The sequence below is a fragment of the Colwellia sp. M166 genome (assembly GCF_024585285.1).
GTDB lineage: Bacteria > Pseudomonadota > Gammaproteobacteria > Enterobacterales > Alteromonadaceae > Cognaticolwellia.
This window is the reverse complement of the sequence record NZ_CP040755.1, coordinates 1,936,919-1,955,029: the sequence shown is the minus strand read 5'-3', so window position 1 is coordinate 1,955,029 and position 18,111 is coordinate 1,936,919. Positions and strand designations below refer to the sequence as shown.

Annotated in this window: 17 protein-coding genes; 7 read left to right on the top strand and 10 right to left on the bottom strand. The window is 39.8% G+C overall.

What is annotated here, in order from left to right; translation table 11 throughout:
- Positions 1 to 10: 10 nt before the first annotated feature.
- A complete protein-coding gene (locus tag FGD67_RS08855; protein ID WP_257174669.1) occupies positions 11 to 463 on the bottom strand; it encodes an NfeD family protein in 453 nt (150 codons plus the stop codon).
- A 255-nt stretch (positions 464 to 718) separates the two neighbouring features.
- Here FGD67_RS08855 and FGD67_RS08850 point away from each other — a divergent pair, with 255 nt between their 5' ends.
- On the top strand, positions 719 to 1,051 hold the full coding sequence (locus tag FGD67_RS08850) for a PBPRA1643 family SWIM/SEC-C metal-binding motif protein (protein ID WP_257174668.1): 333 nt from the start codon (positions 719 to 721) through the stop codon (positions 1,049 to 1,051).
- Between the two features lie 174 nt (positions 1,052 to 1,225).
- Here FGD67_RS08850 and FGD67_RS08845 read toward each other — a convergent pair whose 3' ends face one another.
- The 3 genes from FGD67_RS08845 to hutC all read right to left on the bottom strand — a co-directional run bounded on the left by FGD67_RS08845 (position 1,226) and on the right by hutC (position 5,690).
- On the bottom strand, positions 1,226 to 3,256 hold the full coding sequence (locus FGD67_RS08845; RefSeq protein ID WP_257174667.1) for a urocanate hydratase: 2,031 nt from the start codon (positions 3,254 to 3,256) through the stop codon (positions 1,226 to 1,228).
- A 19-nt stretch (positions 3,257 to 3,275) separates the two neighbouring features.
- Positions 3,276 to 4,805 (bottom strand): histidine ammonia-lyase, encoded by a 1,530-nt coding sequence (hutH, locus tag FGD67_RS08840; RefSeq protein WP_257174666.1) that lies wholly within the window; start codon positions 4,803 to 4,805, stop codon positions 3,276 to 3,278.
- A 168-nt stretch (positions 4,806 to 4,973) separates the two neighbouring features.
- The gene (gene hutC, locus FGD67_RS08835) at positions 4,974 to 5,690 is read right to left on the bottom strand and encodes a histidine utilization repressor (RefSeq protein ID WP_373567865.1); all 717 of its coding nucleotides are present in this window, start codon (positions 5,688 to 5,690) and stop codon (positions 4,974 to 4,976) included.
- 203 nt (positions 5,691 to 5,893) lie between these two features.
- On the opposite strand from hutC, the gene hutI reads away from it, so the two are divergent.
- A complete protein-coding gene (gene hutI, locus FGD67_RS08830) occupies positions 5,894 to 7,129 on the top strand; it encodes an imidazolonepropionase (RefSeq protein ID WP_257174665.1) in 1,236 nt (411 codons plus the stop codon).
- 157 nt (positions 7,130 to 7,286) lie between these two features.
- Here hutI and rraA read toward each other — a convergent pair whose 3' ends face one another.
- Positions 7,287 to 7,772, bottom strand: coding sequence for a ribonuclease E activity regulator RraA (gene rraA / locus FGD67_RS08825; protein ID WP_257174664.1), 486 nt, complete (start codon positions 7,770 to 7,772; stop codon positions 7,287 to 7,289).
- Positions 7,773 to 7,942: 170 nt separating this feature from the next.
- On the opposite strand from rraA, the gene FGD67_RS08820 reads away from it, so the two are divergent.
- On the top strand, positions 7,943 to 9,943 hold the full coding sequence (locus FGD67_RS08820) for a bifunctional diguanylate cyclase/phosphodiesterase (RefSeq protein WP_257174663.1): 2,001 nt from the start codon (positions 7,943 to 7,945) through the stop codon (positions 9,941 to 9,943).
- A 12-nt stretch (positions 9,944 to 9,955) separates the two neighbouring features.
- Here the strand turns inward: FGD67_RS08820 and FGD67_RS08815 are convergent, their stop codons facing one another.
- From FGD67_RS08815 to priA, 5 genes are all read right to left on the bottom strand, one after another.
- Positions 9,956 to 10,342, bottom strand: a complete 387-nt coding sequence (locus FGD67_RS08815) for a gamma-butyrobetaine hydroxylase-like domain-containing protein (RefSeq protein WP_257174662.1) — start codon at positions 10,340 to 10,342, stop codon at positions 9,956 to 9,958.
- Positions 10,343 to 10,369: 27 nt separating this feature from the next.
- Positions 10,370 to 11,698 (bottom strand): HslU--HslV peptidase ATPase subunit, encoded by a 1,329-nt coding sequence (hslU, locus tag FGD67_RS08810; protein ID WP_257174661.1) that lies wholly within the window; start codon positions 11,696 to 11,698, stop codon positions 10,370 to 10,372.
- A 23-nt stretch (positions 11,699 to 11,721) separates the two neighbouring features.
- The gene (gene hslV / locus FGD67_RS08805) at positions 11,722 to 12,240 is read right to left on the bottom strand and encodes an ATP-dependent protease subunit HslV (protein ID WP_257174660.1); all 519 of its coding nucleotides are present in this window, start codon (positions 12,238 to 12,240) and stop codon (positions 11,722 to 11,724) included.
- Between the two features lie 181 nt (positions 12,241 to 12,421).
- Entirely contained in the window at positions 12,422 to 12,973 is a 552-nt protein-coding gene (locus tag FGD67_RS08800) for an SPOR domain-containing protein (RefSeq protein WP_257174659.1), read from the bottom strand.
- Positions 12,974 to 13,083: 110 nt separating this feature from the next.
- A complete protein-coding gene (gene priA, locus FGD67_RS08795) occupies positions 13,084 to 15,300 on the bottom strand; it encodes a primosomal protein N' (RefSeq protein ID WP_257174658.1) in 2,217 nt (738 codons plus the stop codon).
- 247 nt (positions 15,301 to 15,547) lie between these two features.
- Here priA and rpmE point away from each other — a divergent pair, with 247 nt between their 5' ends.
- From rpmE to FGD67_RS08775, 4 genes are all read left to right on the top strand, one after another.
- Positions 15,548 to 15,760, top strand: coding sequence for a 50S ribosomal protein L31 (gene rpmE / locus FGD67_RS08790; RefSeq protein ID WP_077286181.1), 213 nt, complete (start codon positions 15,548 to 15,550; stop codon positions 15,758 to 15,760).
- Positions 15,761 to 15,956: 196 nt separating this feature from the next.
- Positions 15,957 to 16,514, top strand: a complete 558-nt coding sequence (locus FGD67_RS08785; RefSeq protein ID WP_257174657.1) for an RNA polymerase sigma factor — start codon at positions 15,957 to 15,959, stop codon at positions 16,512 to 16,514.
- 3 nt (positions 16,515 to 16,517) lie between these two features.
- Positions 16,518 to 17,039 carry a hypothetical protein gene (locus tag FGD67_RS08780; RefSeq protein WP_257174656.1) on the top strand — a complete coding sequence of 174 codons (522 nt, stop codon included), beginning with the start codon at positions 16,518 to 16,520 and terminating at the stop codon, positions 17,037 to 17,039.
- Between the two features lie 41 nt (positions 17,040 to 17,080).
- Positions 17,081 to 18,022 (top strand): DUF4097 domain-containing protein, encoded by a 942-nt coding sequence (locus tag FGD67_RS08775; protein ID WP_257174655.1) that lies wholly within the window; start codon positions 17,081 to 17,083, stop codon positions 18,020 to 18,022.
- Positions 18,023 to 18,111: the final 89 nt, after the last annotated feature.

Below are 18,111 nucleotides of genomic sequence, written 5' to 3'. Positions count from 1 at the left end.
GTTATAAAAGTTATTTGCTTGGTTCAACGACGAGAGAAATATTTTCTTTACAAACAATAGAAGCTTGGCCGCCAGCAGGAATAATAGAGCCGTCGCCGAGTGCAGTCCATGTGGTACCTTGAAACTCCACTCTACCTGATTGTGTTCCAGGACCTATTTGTTCAACAACATTGACGGTTTTTCCATATATATCTAACTCTTCAAAGACATTTTCTATGGTAGTATCGCCGGCAAAAAATCGCTCAGTGATAAAATAAACGCTGATCAGGAGAAGTGTCGCAAGAATAAACCATGTGGTTAAGGTTAATATCCAAGTATCAAGGATTTGTTGCTGTACACCAATAGCGACAAGTAGCGAGGCTACCCCTAAATTAAGTAGAATACCGCCAGGGACAAAAATCTCTAAGCAGGCAAATAAGATAGCGAGAAAAATCCAAGTTTCAAAAAATAGTATGTATTCCATTACCACCTCCATTATAAGCTGAACTGTTAACGGTAAGTTAGCAATTATATAATTACGTTAACCTGCTTGACATATTATGTCAAGCTTGCAGTAATAGTCACTGCAATGGTATTCAACGGCAATAAGAAATAATTAATGTTAGTTTCAGTAAAAAGTCAGGTAAGGGCCCTGTTGCTCAATTCAACGGTCGACTATTTCACGGTTTAGGTTATACTGCCGCGCTCAAATCAAGTATTTAATTAGCGGAGTTTTGTTATGCACGATCTGTATTACAAAGGGCGTATCCATACCAGAGTCAATCATGTCAAAACAGGTTATAGCACTAAGCGTACCGTTAAACTTGGCAGCGAAAAAAATCCATTAACCTTAGTAGTTAACAGTGACGAAAAAAAAGCTGAAGTTGCTGCTTTAGTTGCTGATAATAATTTATTCGCCATAATTAATGTTGATAGTGTCGCTAATGAAGACCTCAATGAACTTGAAGTCATTCTTAATAAGCCAACGACAACAATATTCGACAAAACCCCAAGTCGTAATGATCCTTGTTCATGCGGTAGTGGCAAGAAATATAAAAAGTGTTGTGGTTAATTATACCTGACTATATTTAGGTACATAGATATAAGTAAGTGACTATGATATGCCTTTAGATAATAAGAAAAAGCACCAATGATTATCATTGGTGCTTTTTTATTTTATTTCCTTTATCTCTTCTGCCAATATTTGTTCTGCAAACAGCATTGCGTTAGCTAATATGTTAGCCTTTTACAATGATAAGTTATCTAAAATATCATCTGCAACTAAGTTTGCTAAAGTTACCTTAAGCTTTGGCGTGCGTGCCATTTCACGTTTAATAGCGAAGTTTGCCTCGGAGTTACGTGCCCAACTACGACGGGCAATACCATTGTTAACATCAAACAATAACATTGATTTTAAGCGACGTTCTGCTGCTGCTGAGCCGTCAAGTAACATACCAAAACCACCATTAACTACTTCACCCCAACCAACGCCGCCGCCATTATGAATTGATACCCAAGTTGCACCACGGAAACTGTCCCCAATTACATTGTGAATCGCCATATCGGCGGTAAAACGACTACCGTCATAGATGTTTGAGGTTTCACGAAATGGTGAGTCTGTACCACTAACATCGTGATGATCACGCCCCAGTACGACCGGGCCAATTTCACCGCTATCGATAGCATCATTAAAGGCTTTGGCAATTTCCATACGTCCTTGTGCATCGGCATAAAGAATACGCGCTTGTGAACCCACAACTAACTTGTTTTTTTTGGCGTCTTCAATCCAAGTAATGTTGTCTTGCATTTGTTGCTGAATTTCTTCAGGTGACTCTTGCATTATTTTTTTCAAAACACTTGCAGCGATAGCATCCGTTTTATCTAAATCTTCTGGCTTACCTGAAGCACAAACCCAACGAAATGGACCAAAACCATAATCGAAACACATCGGGCCTAAGATATCTTGCACATATGATGGGTATTTAAAATCAATGCCATTTTCTGCCATGACATCGCCGCCGGCGCGTGATGCTTCAAGTAAGAAAGCATTACCGTAATCGAAAAAGTAAGTGCCACGTGCTGTGTGTTTGTTAACGGCAGCTGCATGACGTTTCAGTGTTGCTTGTACTTTTTCTTTAAATACTTCAGGCTCTTCACGAATTAAACGATTCGATTCTTCGTAGCTAATACCTACTGGGTAGTATCCGCCTGACCACGGGTTGTGCAATGAGGTTTGGTCTGAGCCTAAGTGAATAAAAATATCTTGTTCGTAGAAGCTTTCCCAGACATCGACGATGTTGCCGATATAAGCAATTGATACTACTTCTTCAAGCGCTTGCGCGGTTTTAACACGGGCAACTAGCTCAGCCATATTATCGATTAATTCATCAACCCAACCTTGCTGATGACGCTTAATTGCTGCTTTTGCATTAACTTCAGCGCAAACCGTTACACAGTTCGCAATGTTACCCGCTTTTGGTTGCGCGCCACTCATGCCACCCAAACCTGCGGTAAGGAAGATTTTACCTTGCGGGCTATCACCTTTGTTAAGCACCTTACGAAAAGCGTTCATCACAGTAATGGTTGTACCGTGTACTATGCCTTGTGGGCCAATGTACATAAATGAACCCGCAGTCATCTGGCCATACTGAGTAACACCTAAGGCGTTAAACTTTTCCCAGTCATCTGGTTGAGAATAATTAGGGATCATCATACCGTTGGTTACAACGACACGTGGCGCATCTTCCGATGATGGAAATAAGCCCATCGGGTGACCAGAGTATAAATGTAAGGTTTGATCGCTTTCCATCTCACTTAAATACTTCATGGCTAATAAGTACTGTGCCCAGTTTTGGAAAACTGCGCCGTTGCCGCCATAAGTAATGAGTTCTTCTGGATGCTGCGCAACGGCTGGATCTAAGTTATTTTCCACCATTAACATAATCGCGGCCGCTTGCTGGCACTGTGCGGGGTAGTCAGTAATTGAGCGTGCTTTTAAGTGATAGCTTGGCTTAAAGCGATACATGTAAATACGGCCAAAGTCTTTTAACTCTTGCGCGAATTCAGTTGCCAGTTCTTGATGCCACGCTTTTGGGAAATAACGTAAAGCGTTTCTCACGGCTAGCTGTTTTTCTTCTACAGACAGAATGTCTTTGCGCTTAGGGGCGCGATTAGCATCCGCTGGATAAGGTTTAGCTTCAGGTAATACATTGGGAATACCTTGCCTTATGCTCGCTTGAAAAAGCCTTTGTTCTTGAAGATTCATTGCTGTTTCCATTTTTAAAAGCTCCCTTTATTTATTCACTAACTTCAATGCTAAAGCTAACCGTAAATGCTTGTGATCTTACTAAGGCGATCATGGCATCAATATCAGGCTTCAACAGTCTATCTTCTTCAAGCTTTGCCACTTTCGCTCTGATCACGGCAAAGTTCTTCTCAATAATGTCTGAGCATTTATTCGGACGTCTAAAGTCAATTGCTTGCGCGGCATACATTAACTCAATTGCCAAAATTTTCTCTAAATTGCCTAATATCTGGTTAAACTGTCGGCTTGAAATACTGCCCATAGACACGTGATCTTCTTGTCCCATTGACGTAGGTACACTGTCAGCAGAAGGAGGGAAACAAAGCGATTTGTTTTCAGTCACTAACGCCGCGGTGGTGTATTGCGGGATCATCATGCCTGAATTTAAGCCCCCAGAGGCGGTTAATAAGCGTGGTAAACCATGTAAACCTTCTAACAGTAAGTAACAACGGCGGTCAGATATATTGCCAAGTTCAGCACAAGCAATAGAAGCATAATCAAGCACCATCGCTAAAGGTTGACCGTGGAAGTTACCGCCAGAAATAGCTTCTTCGCTACTGATAACAATGGGGTTATCAGTGACTGAGTTCATTTCAATTTCAGCAAGTTCTTTTAAGTGGTTGTAGGCGTTGCGAGATGCACCGTGAACTTGCGGTATACACCTTAGCGAGTAAGGATCTTGTACACGTTCACAATTAGTGTGAGAAGACATATTTTGCGAGCCTGCAAAGAACATTCTCATGCGGCTAGCAACATCTAAACTGCCCTGAAAAGGGCGAGTTGCATGCAGTTCTGCTCTAAATGGGGATTCACTACCTTGCATGCCTTCGATACTCATGGCACCTGTTAAGTCAGCTAAGTCTAATAAGTAACGCATCTTGGTTAAGCCAGTGATTGCATGGGATAAGATAAATTGCGTACCGTTAATTAACGCCAAGCCTTCTTTGGCATGTAATGCCATTGGTGCTAAACCGTTTTCTTGTAGCGCTTGCGCTGCAGGAATAATTTTGTCCGCTTGCCCCTCTGTACTTTGCCAGAACTCGCCTTCACCCAATAATGGTAAGAATAGGTGTGAAAGTGGTGCTAAATCACCTGATGCGCCAACTGAACCTTGCTCAGGTACTACAGGGATAAGGTCAAGCTCGATAAATGCTAGCATTCTTTCGACTGTTGCTAGGCGAATACCTGAGAAGCCTTTACTTAAGGCATGCACTTTGGTGATCAACATTAACTTTGAAATTGCCTTGGAGATTGGCTCACCAACGCCTACGGCATGAGTAATAAGCAAATTTGTTTGCAATAAATTGGTTTCTTCAGGGGTGATCTGAGTGTCACATAAAGGGCCAAAGCCGGTATTAATACCGTATACCGCTTTATTAGAAGCGGCCATTTTCTCAACTCTTTGACGGCTTGTATTAATTTTATCTAAAGCTTCTTGGCAAAGCTCTGCTTTGATAGTGCCGTTGGCAATACCGTTGACAATATCAAGATCTAAATGGTCAATACCATATTTAAACGTCATTTTAACGCTCCTAAATTAAAAAACTAATTGGCCTTCCAGTCAGAAACTTCTGACCAGCTGCCGTTCAAGTGGCTTTGATTCTGTCGTCAGCAATACCATTTACGGTATCAATATTTAAAAGGTCGATACCATATTTAAACATCATGTTAACGCTCATCATTTCAAAGATTAAAAAACTAAATGGCTACCTAAGCGGTACTTATTTCCCGGCGAGGTCAAAATGGCTAAGCTGACGACACCTTGGCTAGACCAAGTACGACGTTTAACCTGTAAACATGGGGTAACATTGCTGATGTTCAGTAATTCACAGACATCTTTACTCGCAAGAATAGCTTCAACTTCATGCGTTGCTTCAGTTAATGGTGCTTCAGAAGAAAGGTATTCATGTGGGGTAATTTGGGTGAAATCTTGGCTTAAATATTGTGTGACTAACTTAGGGTTAACGAAGCGTTGTTCTAATTGAAGCGCCACGTTGTTTTCAAAGTGTAGTACACTAGAGAAATAAGCTTTGTCGCCAGGCTTTAATGCTAACAGAATAGAAATTTCGTCGTTTACCTCAACAGCTTGTAAAGCTAATTGCTCAGCATGATATTGATGGCCACGTTCATGGATTTCATCGGCGATATTACGAATTTCTAACAGCGAAGACTGAGATTTAAAGGTTGCAACAAAAGTGCCTGAGCCTTGCGAACGCACTAATAATCCTTGTTCGGTAAGCTCTTGTAAAGCACGTCGTGCGGTCATACGGCTAACAGAGAATTGTTCGGTAAGCTCATTTTCAGAAGGCACTTTACTATGTTCAAGCCACTGACCAGATTCTATTTTTTCACAAATGTATTGTTTGATAACACTATATTTTGCGGTTTTTACTTGTGTCATTGTCATGTCTAATATTACACCGTATGCAAAGTTTACTTAACTTGTATATACAATCTCATTTTTTTACCACAAGGTCAAGGGTTGTATATACAAGCTTGCTTGTTAATTTGCTATCAGTTAGAGTGCCAATTATTGGTAACAGTTAAACCTTGATTAAATGCTATAAATCTAGATTAAGCGTAGCTGAAAACAACTTTTTTGGAATTTTTATGTCGATGAAAATACAGCTCTGGCAAACCCTTTGGACGAATGTAAACCTTGCCACCATGAGCGACGGTGCTAATAGTTATGGTGTAATTGAAAACGGTGCACTGGCGATAGCCAATGGTAAAATTGTTTGGCTTGGTGCAATGGACCAATTGCCGGCGTTTGATAATGAAACCGTTAATGTTATTGATGGTAAAGGCGCTTGGTTAACACCAGGTTTAGTTGATTGTCATACCCATCTGGTTTTTGGCGGTAATCGTGCAAATGAATTTGAAATGCGCCTTGAAGGGAAAAGCTATCAAGAAATAGCCAATGCTGGCGGTGGTATTGTATCAACCGTTACGGCAACTCGTGCCGCGAGCGAGAGTGAATTATTTGCAAGTGCTTTCAAGCGTCTAGCTGCACTTCATCAACAAGGTGTAACCACGGTAGAAATTAAATCGGGTTATGGCTTAGATAGCAAAAATGAAATAAAAATGCTGCAAGTAGCAGGGCAGTTAGCGCAAAGTTTGCCTGTTACGGTGAGAAAAACATTTTTAGGTGCCCATGCCTTACCAGTTGAATACAAAGACCGTGCCGATGATTATATTAAATTAGTTTGTGAAGATATGTTGCCGAAAGTGGCCAGTTTACAATTAGCCGATGCTGTAGATGTTTTTTGTGAAGGTATTGGTTTTAGTTTGGCGCAAACACAGCAAGTATTTGCTGCGGCAAAAAAATACCATTTACCTGTAAAAGTACATGCTGAGCAACTTTCTAATTTAGGTGGCACGGCATTAGCGGCAAAATATCAGGCTTTATCTTCTGATCATATTGAGTTTCTTGATGAAGCTGGCGTTATTGCGATGAAAGCGGCGAATATGACCGCGGTACTATTACCGGGCGCATTTTACTTTTTAAGAGAAACGCAGCTACCGCCAATCGAGCTACTGCGCAAGCATGAGGTCAGTATGGCTGTTGCGACAGATGCCAATCCGGGTACGTCACCTATTAACTCTCTGCAATTGATGTTGAATATGGCGTGTACGCTTTTTAGATTAACGCCTGTTGAAGCTTTAGCTGGTGTAACATGTCATGGGGCTAAAGCGCTAGGGCTGGCAAACAGCAAGGGACAGTTAGCAGTTGGTTATGATGCAGATGTCGCTTGTTGGGATATTAAACAACCGGCAGAGCTATGTTATCAGTTTGGTGTTAATCCATTAAGTCAATTAATGCAGGCAGGCAAGATAGTTATTTAATTGTCATACTTTTGGCCAGCTTTAATTTCACTTTTATAGCACTAGAGTCAACATTAGCTTAGCGGCCAATAGTGCTAATAAAATAACAGACGAATAACGTAGTTACTTATTCGTCTGTTGCTGTAAAGTAAGACCTTACAGTACTTTCTTTGTACATTTATTCAATATCCAACGGCTCTGGAGATAAAATTACGCCCGTATTATCGGCATAAATATGATCATCAGGTAAGAATGTTACGCCAGCAAAGTTGATAGCTAGGTCGCTTTCACCAATATCACTGGTACTTGCTCCTACGGGTATCGATAACAAACCTTGAATACCAAGATCAACATCTTCCAATGCGTCAACATCGCGAACACTGCCAAAGCAAATAATGCCTTCCCAATTATTTTTGGCCGCAAGTTCTGCAATCTTGATATTAATCAGTGCTCGGCGTGTTGAACCGCCACCGTCAATAACAAGGACTTTACCTGTTCCGTCTGTATCAACAATTTCCGAAATCAATCCATTGTTTTCAAAGCACTTTATAGTTACAACCTTTCCGCCAAACGAGCTTCGGCCACCATAATTACTAAATACCGGTTCAAGTACATCGACTAAATCAGTGTAAATATCACATAACTCTGAAGTGTTGTATTCCATAGTAAGTTTTCCTAGTAGCTTTTTGTATTAGCTAGTATAACGGCTGAGTACACAGGTACAACAGCTAAGCAGTTATAGTTGTTAAATAAATATTGAGTAAACTGTCGCTTGTAATTAGATAAAAAACATTATTTAATAACAGGCCTTACTTTCCTATAAGAGTTGTGTTCATGGCTGATCTGGCATTTACCCAGAGCTTAATTTATTCTACAGAAACTCTTGTTTTTACTATTCTTGCTTTACTTCTTTTTACTTATTATCGTGGTTTTGGCCATCAGTACGTCAAATTTTGGATGTTGAGTTTATCAGCCTTGGCAGTTAATCAATTAGCGCTTGCTTGTCAGAGTGTTTTTAACGATCAGCATATTGGTAGTTTAATTGACATAACCATCGCACTCGTTTGGCAAATCAGTAATTATTTACATTTATTATTCTTGATGTTGGGTATATATAGCGCAATAAAACCAGTGCAATTATCAGCGAGATCATTATATATAAGTATTATCGCGGCTATGGTTCTTGGTACTATAGCAGCATTAATGTATGGCTTTGATAGTCACAGTGTTTTTAATCGCTTCTATTTACGAGAGAGTTTAGCTGCTTTTATTTTTGGTTGTGCCTTTATCAGCGCAGCACTTTATATCTATTCATCTAATGTAAAACATTTCTCTGGAAAAATATTATTAGCCTACTGTAGCTTAGTTGGCATTCGTTTTGTCGCTTATTCATTCGCTTCTATTGTGTCATTGACTGATGACTGGTTTCGTTACCTTACCGACTACTTGCTATATATCGATATGGGGCTTAATACGATTTTAGGTTTTATTATACTAATATGGTTGCAAGGTGCGGAAAGAAATGTCGCTTCCACAGCAATTAATCGGGCAAAATACTTAGGCAAGCATGATTCTTTAACGGGTGTGTTAAATCGAGAACAAGTGCTTGAAAAGTTAACCAACGAAATGAAAGTTGCTGATAGTAAAGGGCAAAAACTTTGTATTTATTTGTTGGACATTAAGCGTTTCAAATTCATTAATGATACCCATGGTTTGAAAATTGGTGACTTGATTCTGGGTGAAATAGCACGTCGACTTAATCACAGCTTACTTAAACCTAAGGTTGTCGGTCGACTTAGCGGTGACTCTTTTATGTATGTCATTGACTATTCTTATACACATCAGCAATTAACAGCAGCCGAGCATATACATGCACTCATTGCGCGCCCGTACCAAGTGGCTGAACAAGAAGTGCATTTACAATGTAGTGTCGGCTATTGTGACTACCCAGAAGACGCAGATAGTGCTGATGACTTACTGCAAAAGGCGAATTTAGCATTATTTCAGGCAGAAAGTCACAATATCCAAACCGTTAAATTTGAAGCGGGTATGCAGTCACATGGACGGCATTTATTAGCAATGGAAAAAGAGATTTGTCGTGCCATTACCAATGAAGAGTTTATTCTACATTTCCAACCACAATTAAATTTAAAAAGTAATCGTTTAGAGGGTGCAGAGGTGTTAGTACGTTGGCAGCACCCCGAGAAAGGTTTATTGGCGCCTGGGCAATTTTTTGATGATATTGAAGCACTAAATTTATACAGTGAACTTGATAATTATGTGTTAGAAAAAACCTGTCAAACGATTGCCAAATGGTATAAAGCTTACAAACGACGAGTGCCGCTAGCGATAAACATCACCGCTGTTGAGTTTCAGGCAGCTAACTTTGTGAACAATATCCAAAAACTATTAATAAAATATGAGATCCCACCAATTTATCTTGAATTAGAAGTCACAGAAAGCGTTGTTATTACAGATATTGAGCTAGTGATGAAAACTATTATAGAGCTACAAAATATGGGCATTAAGGTTTCTATTGATGATTTCGGGACGGGTTATTCATCATTAGCATATCTACGTAAATTACCGATAGATAAAATAAAAATAGATAGAAGTTTTATTCAAGAAGTCACAACCAATGACTCTGATTTAACTATTGTAAAAACCATGGTTGAATTATCACACGGGCTAGGTAAGCGTGTATTGGCCGAAGGCGTTGAAACACAGCAGCAGTTGCAGTTATTACGTAATATAGGTTGTGATGCTGTTCAAGGCTACTTTATTAGTAAACCGATAAGCGAAGAAGAGTTTACTAAGTATTTAAAGCGTAAATAATACAAGCTCAAATTATTTAAGCTCTTTTATTTCTATTGTTGCTTCTCGGCTATTTGCGGCTGTGCTAGTGTGCTGTAGATAATTTTGCCAGCGCGTTTGGTATTCATTCGCTAATACTTGTAGGTAATTAGCACTATAGATATCGCTATGGTGATCATCAAAAATAAATCGGTAGCCATGTTTAGCAACCGATTCGATTTTTAGCAGCTGTACTTGTTTTTTATGAAATACTTTTGGGGTAGAGCCTATCGCTTGACCTTTATCGTTAGTTGGAGCAAATACGCGTAAATATTCAAAGCTTAACTTAATGGCTTTGCTGTTATCCTGCTCGGCATTATCATCTAATATCGATAAGGTTGCAGTCGCTTTGTCGATGACAAAGCGCTTAATTATATTCATATTTACTCCGGTACATATTTTATTTAACTATAAAATAAAGCGACTTAAATCTTCATCTTTAACTAATTCAGATAGAATATTAGCCACAAACTCAGCATCAATGAGAATGCTTTCACCTGAACGGTCATTAGCGGTGAATGAAAGCTCTTCAATTAAGCGTTCCATCATGGTATGTAAACGACGTGCGCCAATGTTTTCAGTGCTTTCGTTAACTTGCCATGCAGCATTAGCAATGGCTTGAATACCCTCTTTACTAAATGATATATCAACACCTTCAGTGGCAAGCAATGCAATGTATTGCTCAGTTAACGAGGCATTAGGCTCTGTTAATATACGAACAAAGTCTTCAGTTGTTAGCGCTTGTAATTCAACACGAATAGGTAAACGACCTTGTAGCTCAGGGATCAAATCAGACGGTTTTGACATCTGAAAAGCACCGGAAGCGATAAAAAGGATATGGTCAGTTTTCACCATACCGTGCTTAGTGCTAACCGTTGAGCCCTCAATTAATGGTAATAAATCTCGTTGTACACCTTCTCTTGAAACGTCAGGGCCTGAGCTGTCGCCACGTTTACAAATTTTGTCAATTTCATCAATAAATACAATGCCATTTTGTTCAACGGCATAGATTGCTTTTTCTTTGATGTCATCTTGGTTGACAATTTTTGCTGCTTCTTCTTCTTGCAACGCTTTTAAAGCATCTTTAATTTTTAGCTTACGCTTCTTAGTCTTTTCGCTAGACATGCTCTGGAACATGTTTTGCAATTGCGACGTCATGTCTTCCATGCCAGGAGGTGCCATGATTTCAACACCAACTTGTGGCGCGGCTAAGTCGAGTTCAATTTCTTTATCGTCAAGTTGACCTTCGCGTAATTTTTTACGAAAAACTTGGCGTGTTGAAGAGTCTTCTGTTTTTTCATCATTACCAAAGCCATCGCGTGCTGGCGGTAATAAAACATCTAAAATGCGCTCTTCAGCAGCTTCTTCAGCTAAATGCTTAACACGTGCCATTTCTTGCTCTTTGGTCATTTTAATGGCCATATCTGCAAGATCACGAATAATCGTTTCTACTTCTTTACCAACATAGCCCACTTCAGTGAACTTAGTTGCTTCAACTTTAATAAATGGTGCATTAGCTAGCTTAGCTAAACGGCGAGCAATTTCTGTTTTACCAACACCTGTTGGCCCAATCATCAAAATATTTTTAGGGGTAACTTCAGCGCGCAACTCTTCATTCAGTTGCATTCTACGCCAACGGTTTCTCAGCGCTATGGCAACGGCACGTTTGGCATCGCTTTGGCCAACGATATGGCTATCAAGTTCGTGAACAATTTCACGTGGTGTCATATTTGACATATTAATTCCTTACAAATTGGCCGTTATAGTTCATCAATTACGTGCTGTTGGTTGGTAAATACGCAAATATCGCCAGCAATTTTCAATGATTTTTCAACAATTTCTTTCGCAGAAAGTTCGGTATTTTCAAGCAATGCTGTCGCTGCTGATTGGGCAAAGTTACCACCACTACCTATCGCAATAAGGTCGTTTTCTGGTTGAATAACATCACCATTACCGGTAATGATCAATGATGCCGTTTCATCGGCAACAGCCAATAAAGCTTCTAATTTTCTCAGAGCACGATCACTGCGCCAATCTTTTGCTAATTCAACGGCGGCTTTAGTTAAATGACCTTGATGAATTTCCAACTTGCTCTCGAAGCGTTCAAATAGTGTAAATGCATCCGCTGTGCCGCCAGCAAAGCCTGCTAGTACTTTGCCATTATATAAACGGCGCACTTTGCGAGCATTGCCTTTCATTACCGTGTTGCCAAGAGAAACTTGACCATCACCACCAATGGCCACTTTGCCATTACGTCTGACTGAAACAATAGTAGTCACAATTAACCTCTTACATTTTGCCCACTGAGGTAGTGGGCTTGTCTAATGTAGATTAGATAAGGGGTAGCTTAAGCTTTTTCAAGGGAGCTATGCTGAATTTATAAGATTTTTTATTAAAGAAAGGTCACAATACAGCCCTTAGTTAGGGCTGAATTAAATAGCTGAGGTAGTCTGGGGTATACTAATCCCAGCCCCAAATTTTACAGCCGTGAACAGCATTGTTTTTTAATTTGTGCTTATCTTTTTCTGCATTACGCTTTTTAGTGTAAGGCCCTAAATAAACTTTATACCAAGTCGAGCTAGTACCAACAGATTTACTGACTTGTGCCTCTAAGCCAGTAAAGGCGATTTTTGCTTTCAATGATTCTGCTTGTTTACGAGTTTTAAACGAGCCACATTGCATTTTATATGGGCCTCTTTGTTTTACTTCGTATTCACCTACTTCAACTTGCTTACTTTTTAAGTCATCAACATAAGTCCACTTTTCTTCTGGTGGCTCGGGGAGATCTGTGGTTTTTTTCGCTTTATTAACTTTAGGGATAACAACGGTGTCAGGTGGCACATCTTTAATGCTCCAGAGCATATAGCCAAAGCTTGGTAAGGCGATAACGAGAAAAGCCGCAATTAGTTTTACTTTTAAGGGTGTTCCTGCAACAGGCTCGGCATTTTTTTTATATGGACTTTGTTTTTTATTTTTTGCCCGAGAGCGAGAAACGTAATCTTGATGTGCCATGGAAAACTTTATACTGGAAGACTTTCGCCAATTCTAACCAACTGGTAAGAAAATAGCATCAATTGATATCACTTTATTTTGTCATTAGCACAGCGGAAAAATAGTGATAGCTACCAACTTAAGTCGACGGGATCGATATCAATAGACCATCTTACTTTTGACTGCCATTCATTTGTTGCACTATGATAAATAAGTTTAAATACCGCCTGGTGTAGTTGCTTTCGAGACTTAGCTTGTAAAATTAAATGAAAACGGAATTTACCGGCTTTTTTCTCCATGGCAGCCGGCACCGGCCCCGCAAATTGACAGCCTTCAAGTGGTATTTCTGTCATGGTACGTAAAAACTTCTCTGGGTAAGAAGGGTAGTTAGCATCTGCCCGAAACAAAGCTTGAAAACTAAACGGCGGTAATAACGCTTGTTGGCGCTCAATCAGTGCTTGTTTAGCAAAGTGTTGATAGCCATTATGAATTAAATCTTGCAGCAATGGATGATCTGGGAAATTGCTTTGCACCATGACCTTGCCAGGTTTGCTTGCGCGTCCTGCTCGGCCTGATACCTGCACTAATAGTTGTGCCATATGTTCTGCTGCACGAAAATCATAACTAAATAAGGCGCCATCAACATCAAGTACAGCAACTAAAGTAACATCGGGAAAATGATGACCTTTGGCTAGCATTTGGGTGCCAATAAGCAATTGATGCTCTTTATTAGCCACTTCCGTTAACAACTTAGCTAAAGCCCCTTTTTTACGTGTACTGTCGCGATCGATTCGCACTGTTGAATAGTCAGGAAATAGTGCGCTAATTTTTTCTTCTAATTGCTCGGTACCTTGCCCCAATGGTTTAATACGAACGCTACCACAACTAGGGCATTGGGCCGGAATACGTTTTTGACTACCGCAATGGTGACAAATCAGTAACCCTTGTCCTTGATGCAAAGTGTAGGGTTTATTACAGCGTTGACAATCGGCAACCCAATGGCACTCTTGACAGTTTATTGCCGGCGCATAACCACGGCGGTTAAGAAATATTAACGCCTGCTCACCGCGAGCTAAGGTATTTTTAATCGCCTGTTTTAAGGTACCAGAAAGCCCATGTTCCATTTGTTGCTGCGCGACATCGATCAAGCTTATTTTCGCGGTTGATGCATTACCTGCTCGTTTGCGTAATTGGTGATAATGATACTTACCGGTTAAGGCATTTTGTAACGACTCAAAGCTCGGTGTTGCACTACCAAGTATAATGGGTATATTTAGCTGTCTTGCTCGCAAAATAGCAATGTCGCGCGCGTGATAGCGAAAACTATCTTGTTGTTTAAATGAGGCATCATGCTCTTCATCGACAATGATCAAGCCTAAATCATGCAGTGGTGTAAAAATGGCGGAGCGAGTACCAATAACAATGGCCGCACTGCCGCGTTGCGCTGCTAACCAAGTTTGTAAGCGTTCTTTGTCATTTAAGCCTGAGTGATGCAAACTTATTGGTACATTAAATCGTTGTTCAAAGCGGCTTAATGTTTGCGGTGTCAGACCTATCTCTGGCACTAATACTAAAACTTGCTGACTTTTTGCTAATACTTGTTCAATGGCTTGTAAATAGACTTCAGTTTTACCGCTACCAGTAATACCATCGACTAAATGACATGAGAACTGTGCTTGCATTTCTTTCATGGTGGCGACAATGATGGCTTGTTCAGCCGAAAGCTCTAATCTGTTTTCTTTTTGCAAGGCTTGCTCTTGCCATTTGAATAATGTTGCTGCTCGAGTTTCACTATAAATCAGGTGTTTTTTCTCAAGCGCCGTCAGTTGTGCTTTATTAAAGCCTAGTGTTAATAATTCTGACCAAGTCATGCCTTGATGTTGCTTGATAAAACTCAGCAGTTCGGCCTGTTTAGGTGAGCGTTTAGCTATCATGCTTGGTTGTGTTTCGTCCAAAGGCTCTTTCACTAGCCAAACTTGCGGTAACTCGATGTCAGGTTGTTTTATTTGTCGTAACAAAACCGGCAATGCTTGCTGGAAAACATCGCCAATAGGGTGGTGATAATAATCGCTACAGCGTTGAATAAAATGCAGTAATTTTGGCGAAAAGCTGAAGTTATCATTTACTCGACTTAATATCGATTTGAGTTTTGCCGGCGCATATTCAGTACTTTCATCTATCGATAAAACAATACCGACCACTTGACGGGAGCCAAACGGTACAATAACTCGTTCTCCAAGTTGCATGGTTTTAGCGGCTAACTTCGCCGGCACTTTATAAGTAAACAATTGGCGTATAGGTACCGGAATGGCAACCTGTACATAGATATCTGTTGAAGTTACTGGCAAAAATGCGGCCATATAAAAAGAAAATGTTACGGCTATTCTACTGTTAAATGACTCAATGCCAAGTGAGAAAATTAGTTGAAAAGTATTTTTATGAAATAAAGTGACAAATTGCTTATTTTTTTAGCGGTTTTTATTGCTATGCGAAGGGGGATCTTATAATATTCGCCTCCATTATTTTTAACTCGTATGGTGCTTGGCAGCAATAATGACTGATCAAGTGGCGATACGGCCTTAACAGAGGTTTCCCATGAAAGACGGTATTCATCCAAATTATGTAGAGTTCAAGGCAACTTGTTCTTGTGGTAACGTTATTACAACTCGTTCAACTGTAGGTAAAGACTTACACTTAGACGTATGTTCAGAATGTCACCCATTCTACACTGGTAAGCAAAAAGCTGCTGAGACTGGTGGTCGTGTTGATAAATTCAACAAGCGTTTTGGTGCTCTTAGCAAGAAGTAATTCTGCTAATATACCAGATGAAAAAAGCACCTTAGGGTGCTTTTTTTTTACGTAAATTAGCCAGAGTCACTTATTTAACAACTAGCCGTTTAAGTTTTTTATACTTTTTCAGTAACTATTTTTACTTTTCTTTAAACCCTTTTCCTGCATACTGCATCTAACTTAGTAATTAGGCAAAACGTCGAGAATTCACTTTTTGGATAAGTTAAAAATTATTGATGCCAATGAGCGCTTTAGCCCAGATCTTGAATCCCAATGGATAGCGCAAGCACAACAGGGAGATCAACAAGCATTTCATCACTTATATAAGAACCATCATCGCCGTATTTATGCCTTGTGCTGGCGTATGCTGGCTGATAAAGATAGTGCTGAAGATGTTTGTCAGGAAGTTTTTGTTCAATTATGGCAGAAAATTAATAATTTTCGTGGTGAAAGTAAATTTTCAACTTGGTTGCATAGTGTCGCGAGTAATATCGCGTTAGGGCATATACGTAAGAATAAAACCTGGATACAGCGCATTTTTAGTATCGAAGAACAGGCTGTTGAAGATGTTGCTGTCGATATGCCAGATTGCTCAAACTTAGATAAGAATATTCTTAAGTTACCTGAAAGAGCACGGTTAGTATTTGTATTGTTTGCTATTGAAGGTTATCGCCATGAAGAAATTGCTAGCATGTTAGGCATGGCAGTGGGCACGAGTAAAGCCCAATACCATCGAGCTAGAGGTTTATTACGCGAGTCGTTAAGTGAGTAGAAAATGAAAGAAAATAATATTGCCAATAACAGTGCGGAAAAAAGCTTACAAGCAGCAATAACAAAGTTGCCAAAAGAAATGTCGCCAGAACGAGACTTATGGCTAGGTATTGATAAAGCGATTAACCAAAATACTGCGGTATTAGAAAAAGCAAATACCCGAAAGGTTATTATGCCAACTGCTTGGGCTGCGTCGATAGTTGCAGCGGTATTATTAACCTGGATGACTTTAGGGCCAGAATTATCAACGACTGAGCCGTCGATAAGTTTAGTTGCAGAAATTCAATATAACTTTCAGCAACAAAAGCACAGCATGCTAGTTAGCTTTGGCCGACCTGATATTAAGCAGCTACCAGTCGCAATGCAGACTGAGTTAGTTAAATTAGCATCAGCACAAAAAACCATTAGCAAAGCCCTTGTTGAAGATCCTAATAATAGTGATTTATTAAACTTATTACGTTGGACTCAGCAGCAAGAGCTAGATTTATTAAAACAACTATATAGTCCGCAGTGGCAAGAGATTTAGTTGTTATATTGTTATTATTGAATGTGAAACAAGAGGTTAATATGGGAAGCTTACGTAATTATTTACCACTAGTGCTTTTTATCACTGCAACAGCAAGTGTTGCTGGAGAGCGTATAGATAAATCTATGTCACTGGGTAGTATTACCAATGTCACCATTGAAAATTTACGTGGTGAAGTAACCATTACCGGCACTAGCGGTGATACCGTATCGGTTATGGGAGAACTAGACGATAAAGCTGAAGGTTTTACCTTTGAAAAATCAGGCTCGCGGATCATTATTAAAGTAGAAGTACCTCAAGGTAATCATAATGGTTGGGGCAATAATGGCTCGGAACTTAGCATTGAAATTCCTCAGCATGTTCGGGTTAATTTTAAAGGTGTTTCATCAGACATTAATATCAGCAAGTTTAGCCATGGCAGTGAAATTCAAACGGTTAGTGGTGATATTAATGCTAAATATTTACAGCAACAGATAGAATTAGCGACAGTAAGCGGTAACATTGAAAGTAATAACTTGGCAGGAAAAATTCGTCTTTCCTCGGTTAGTGGTGACATACACGATCGTAACTCGAGTGGACGAGCGCACTTTAAAACCATTAGTGGTAGCCTAAGTTCGAGCTCTAGTGCGAATGAAATCTCGGCCAATACAGTATCAGGTGATATTGATCTTCGTTTAGCTGACATTGATGAATTAATTGTTTCAACTGTTAGTGGTGAATTCAATAGCCAATTATCGCTCAATGACAATGGCTTATTAAAAATGTCGAGTGTTAGTGGTGATTTATCGGTAGCCTTCAAAAATAAAGTACAAGCGAGCTTTAATTTAAAAGCTAATGCTGGTGGCGATATTATTAATCGCTTAAGTTCAGCGAAAGCGAAAAAAGCAAAATATGGCCCTAGTTCTAAATTATCTTTTGAAACAGGAAAGGCGAGTGCTTCAGTGCGTGCGAGTACCGTGAGTGGAAACATCGAAATAAAATAGCCGGATCAGCTAGACGTTCTGCTGTGTTGGCACGTTTAGCCGTTGGCTTTCATTACTAAGTTGAACTCTGGATAAGCAGTACTTGTGCA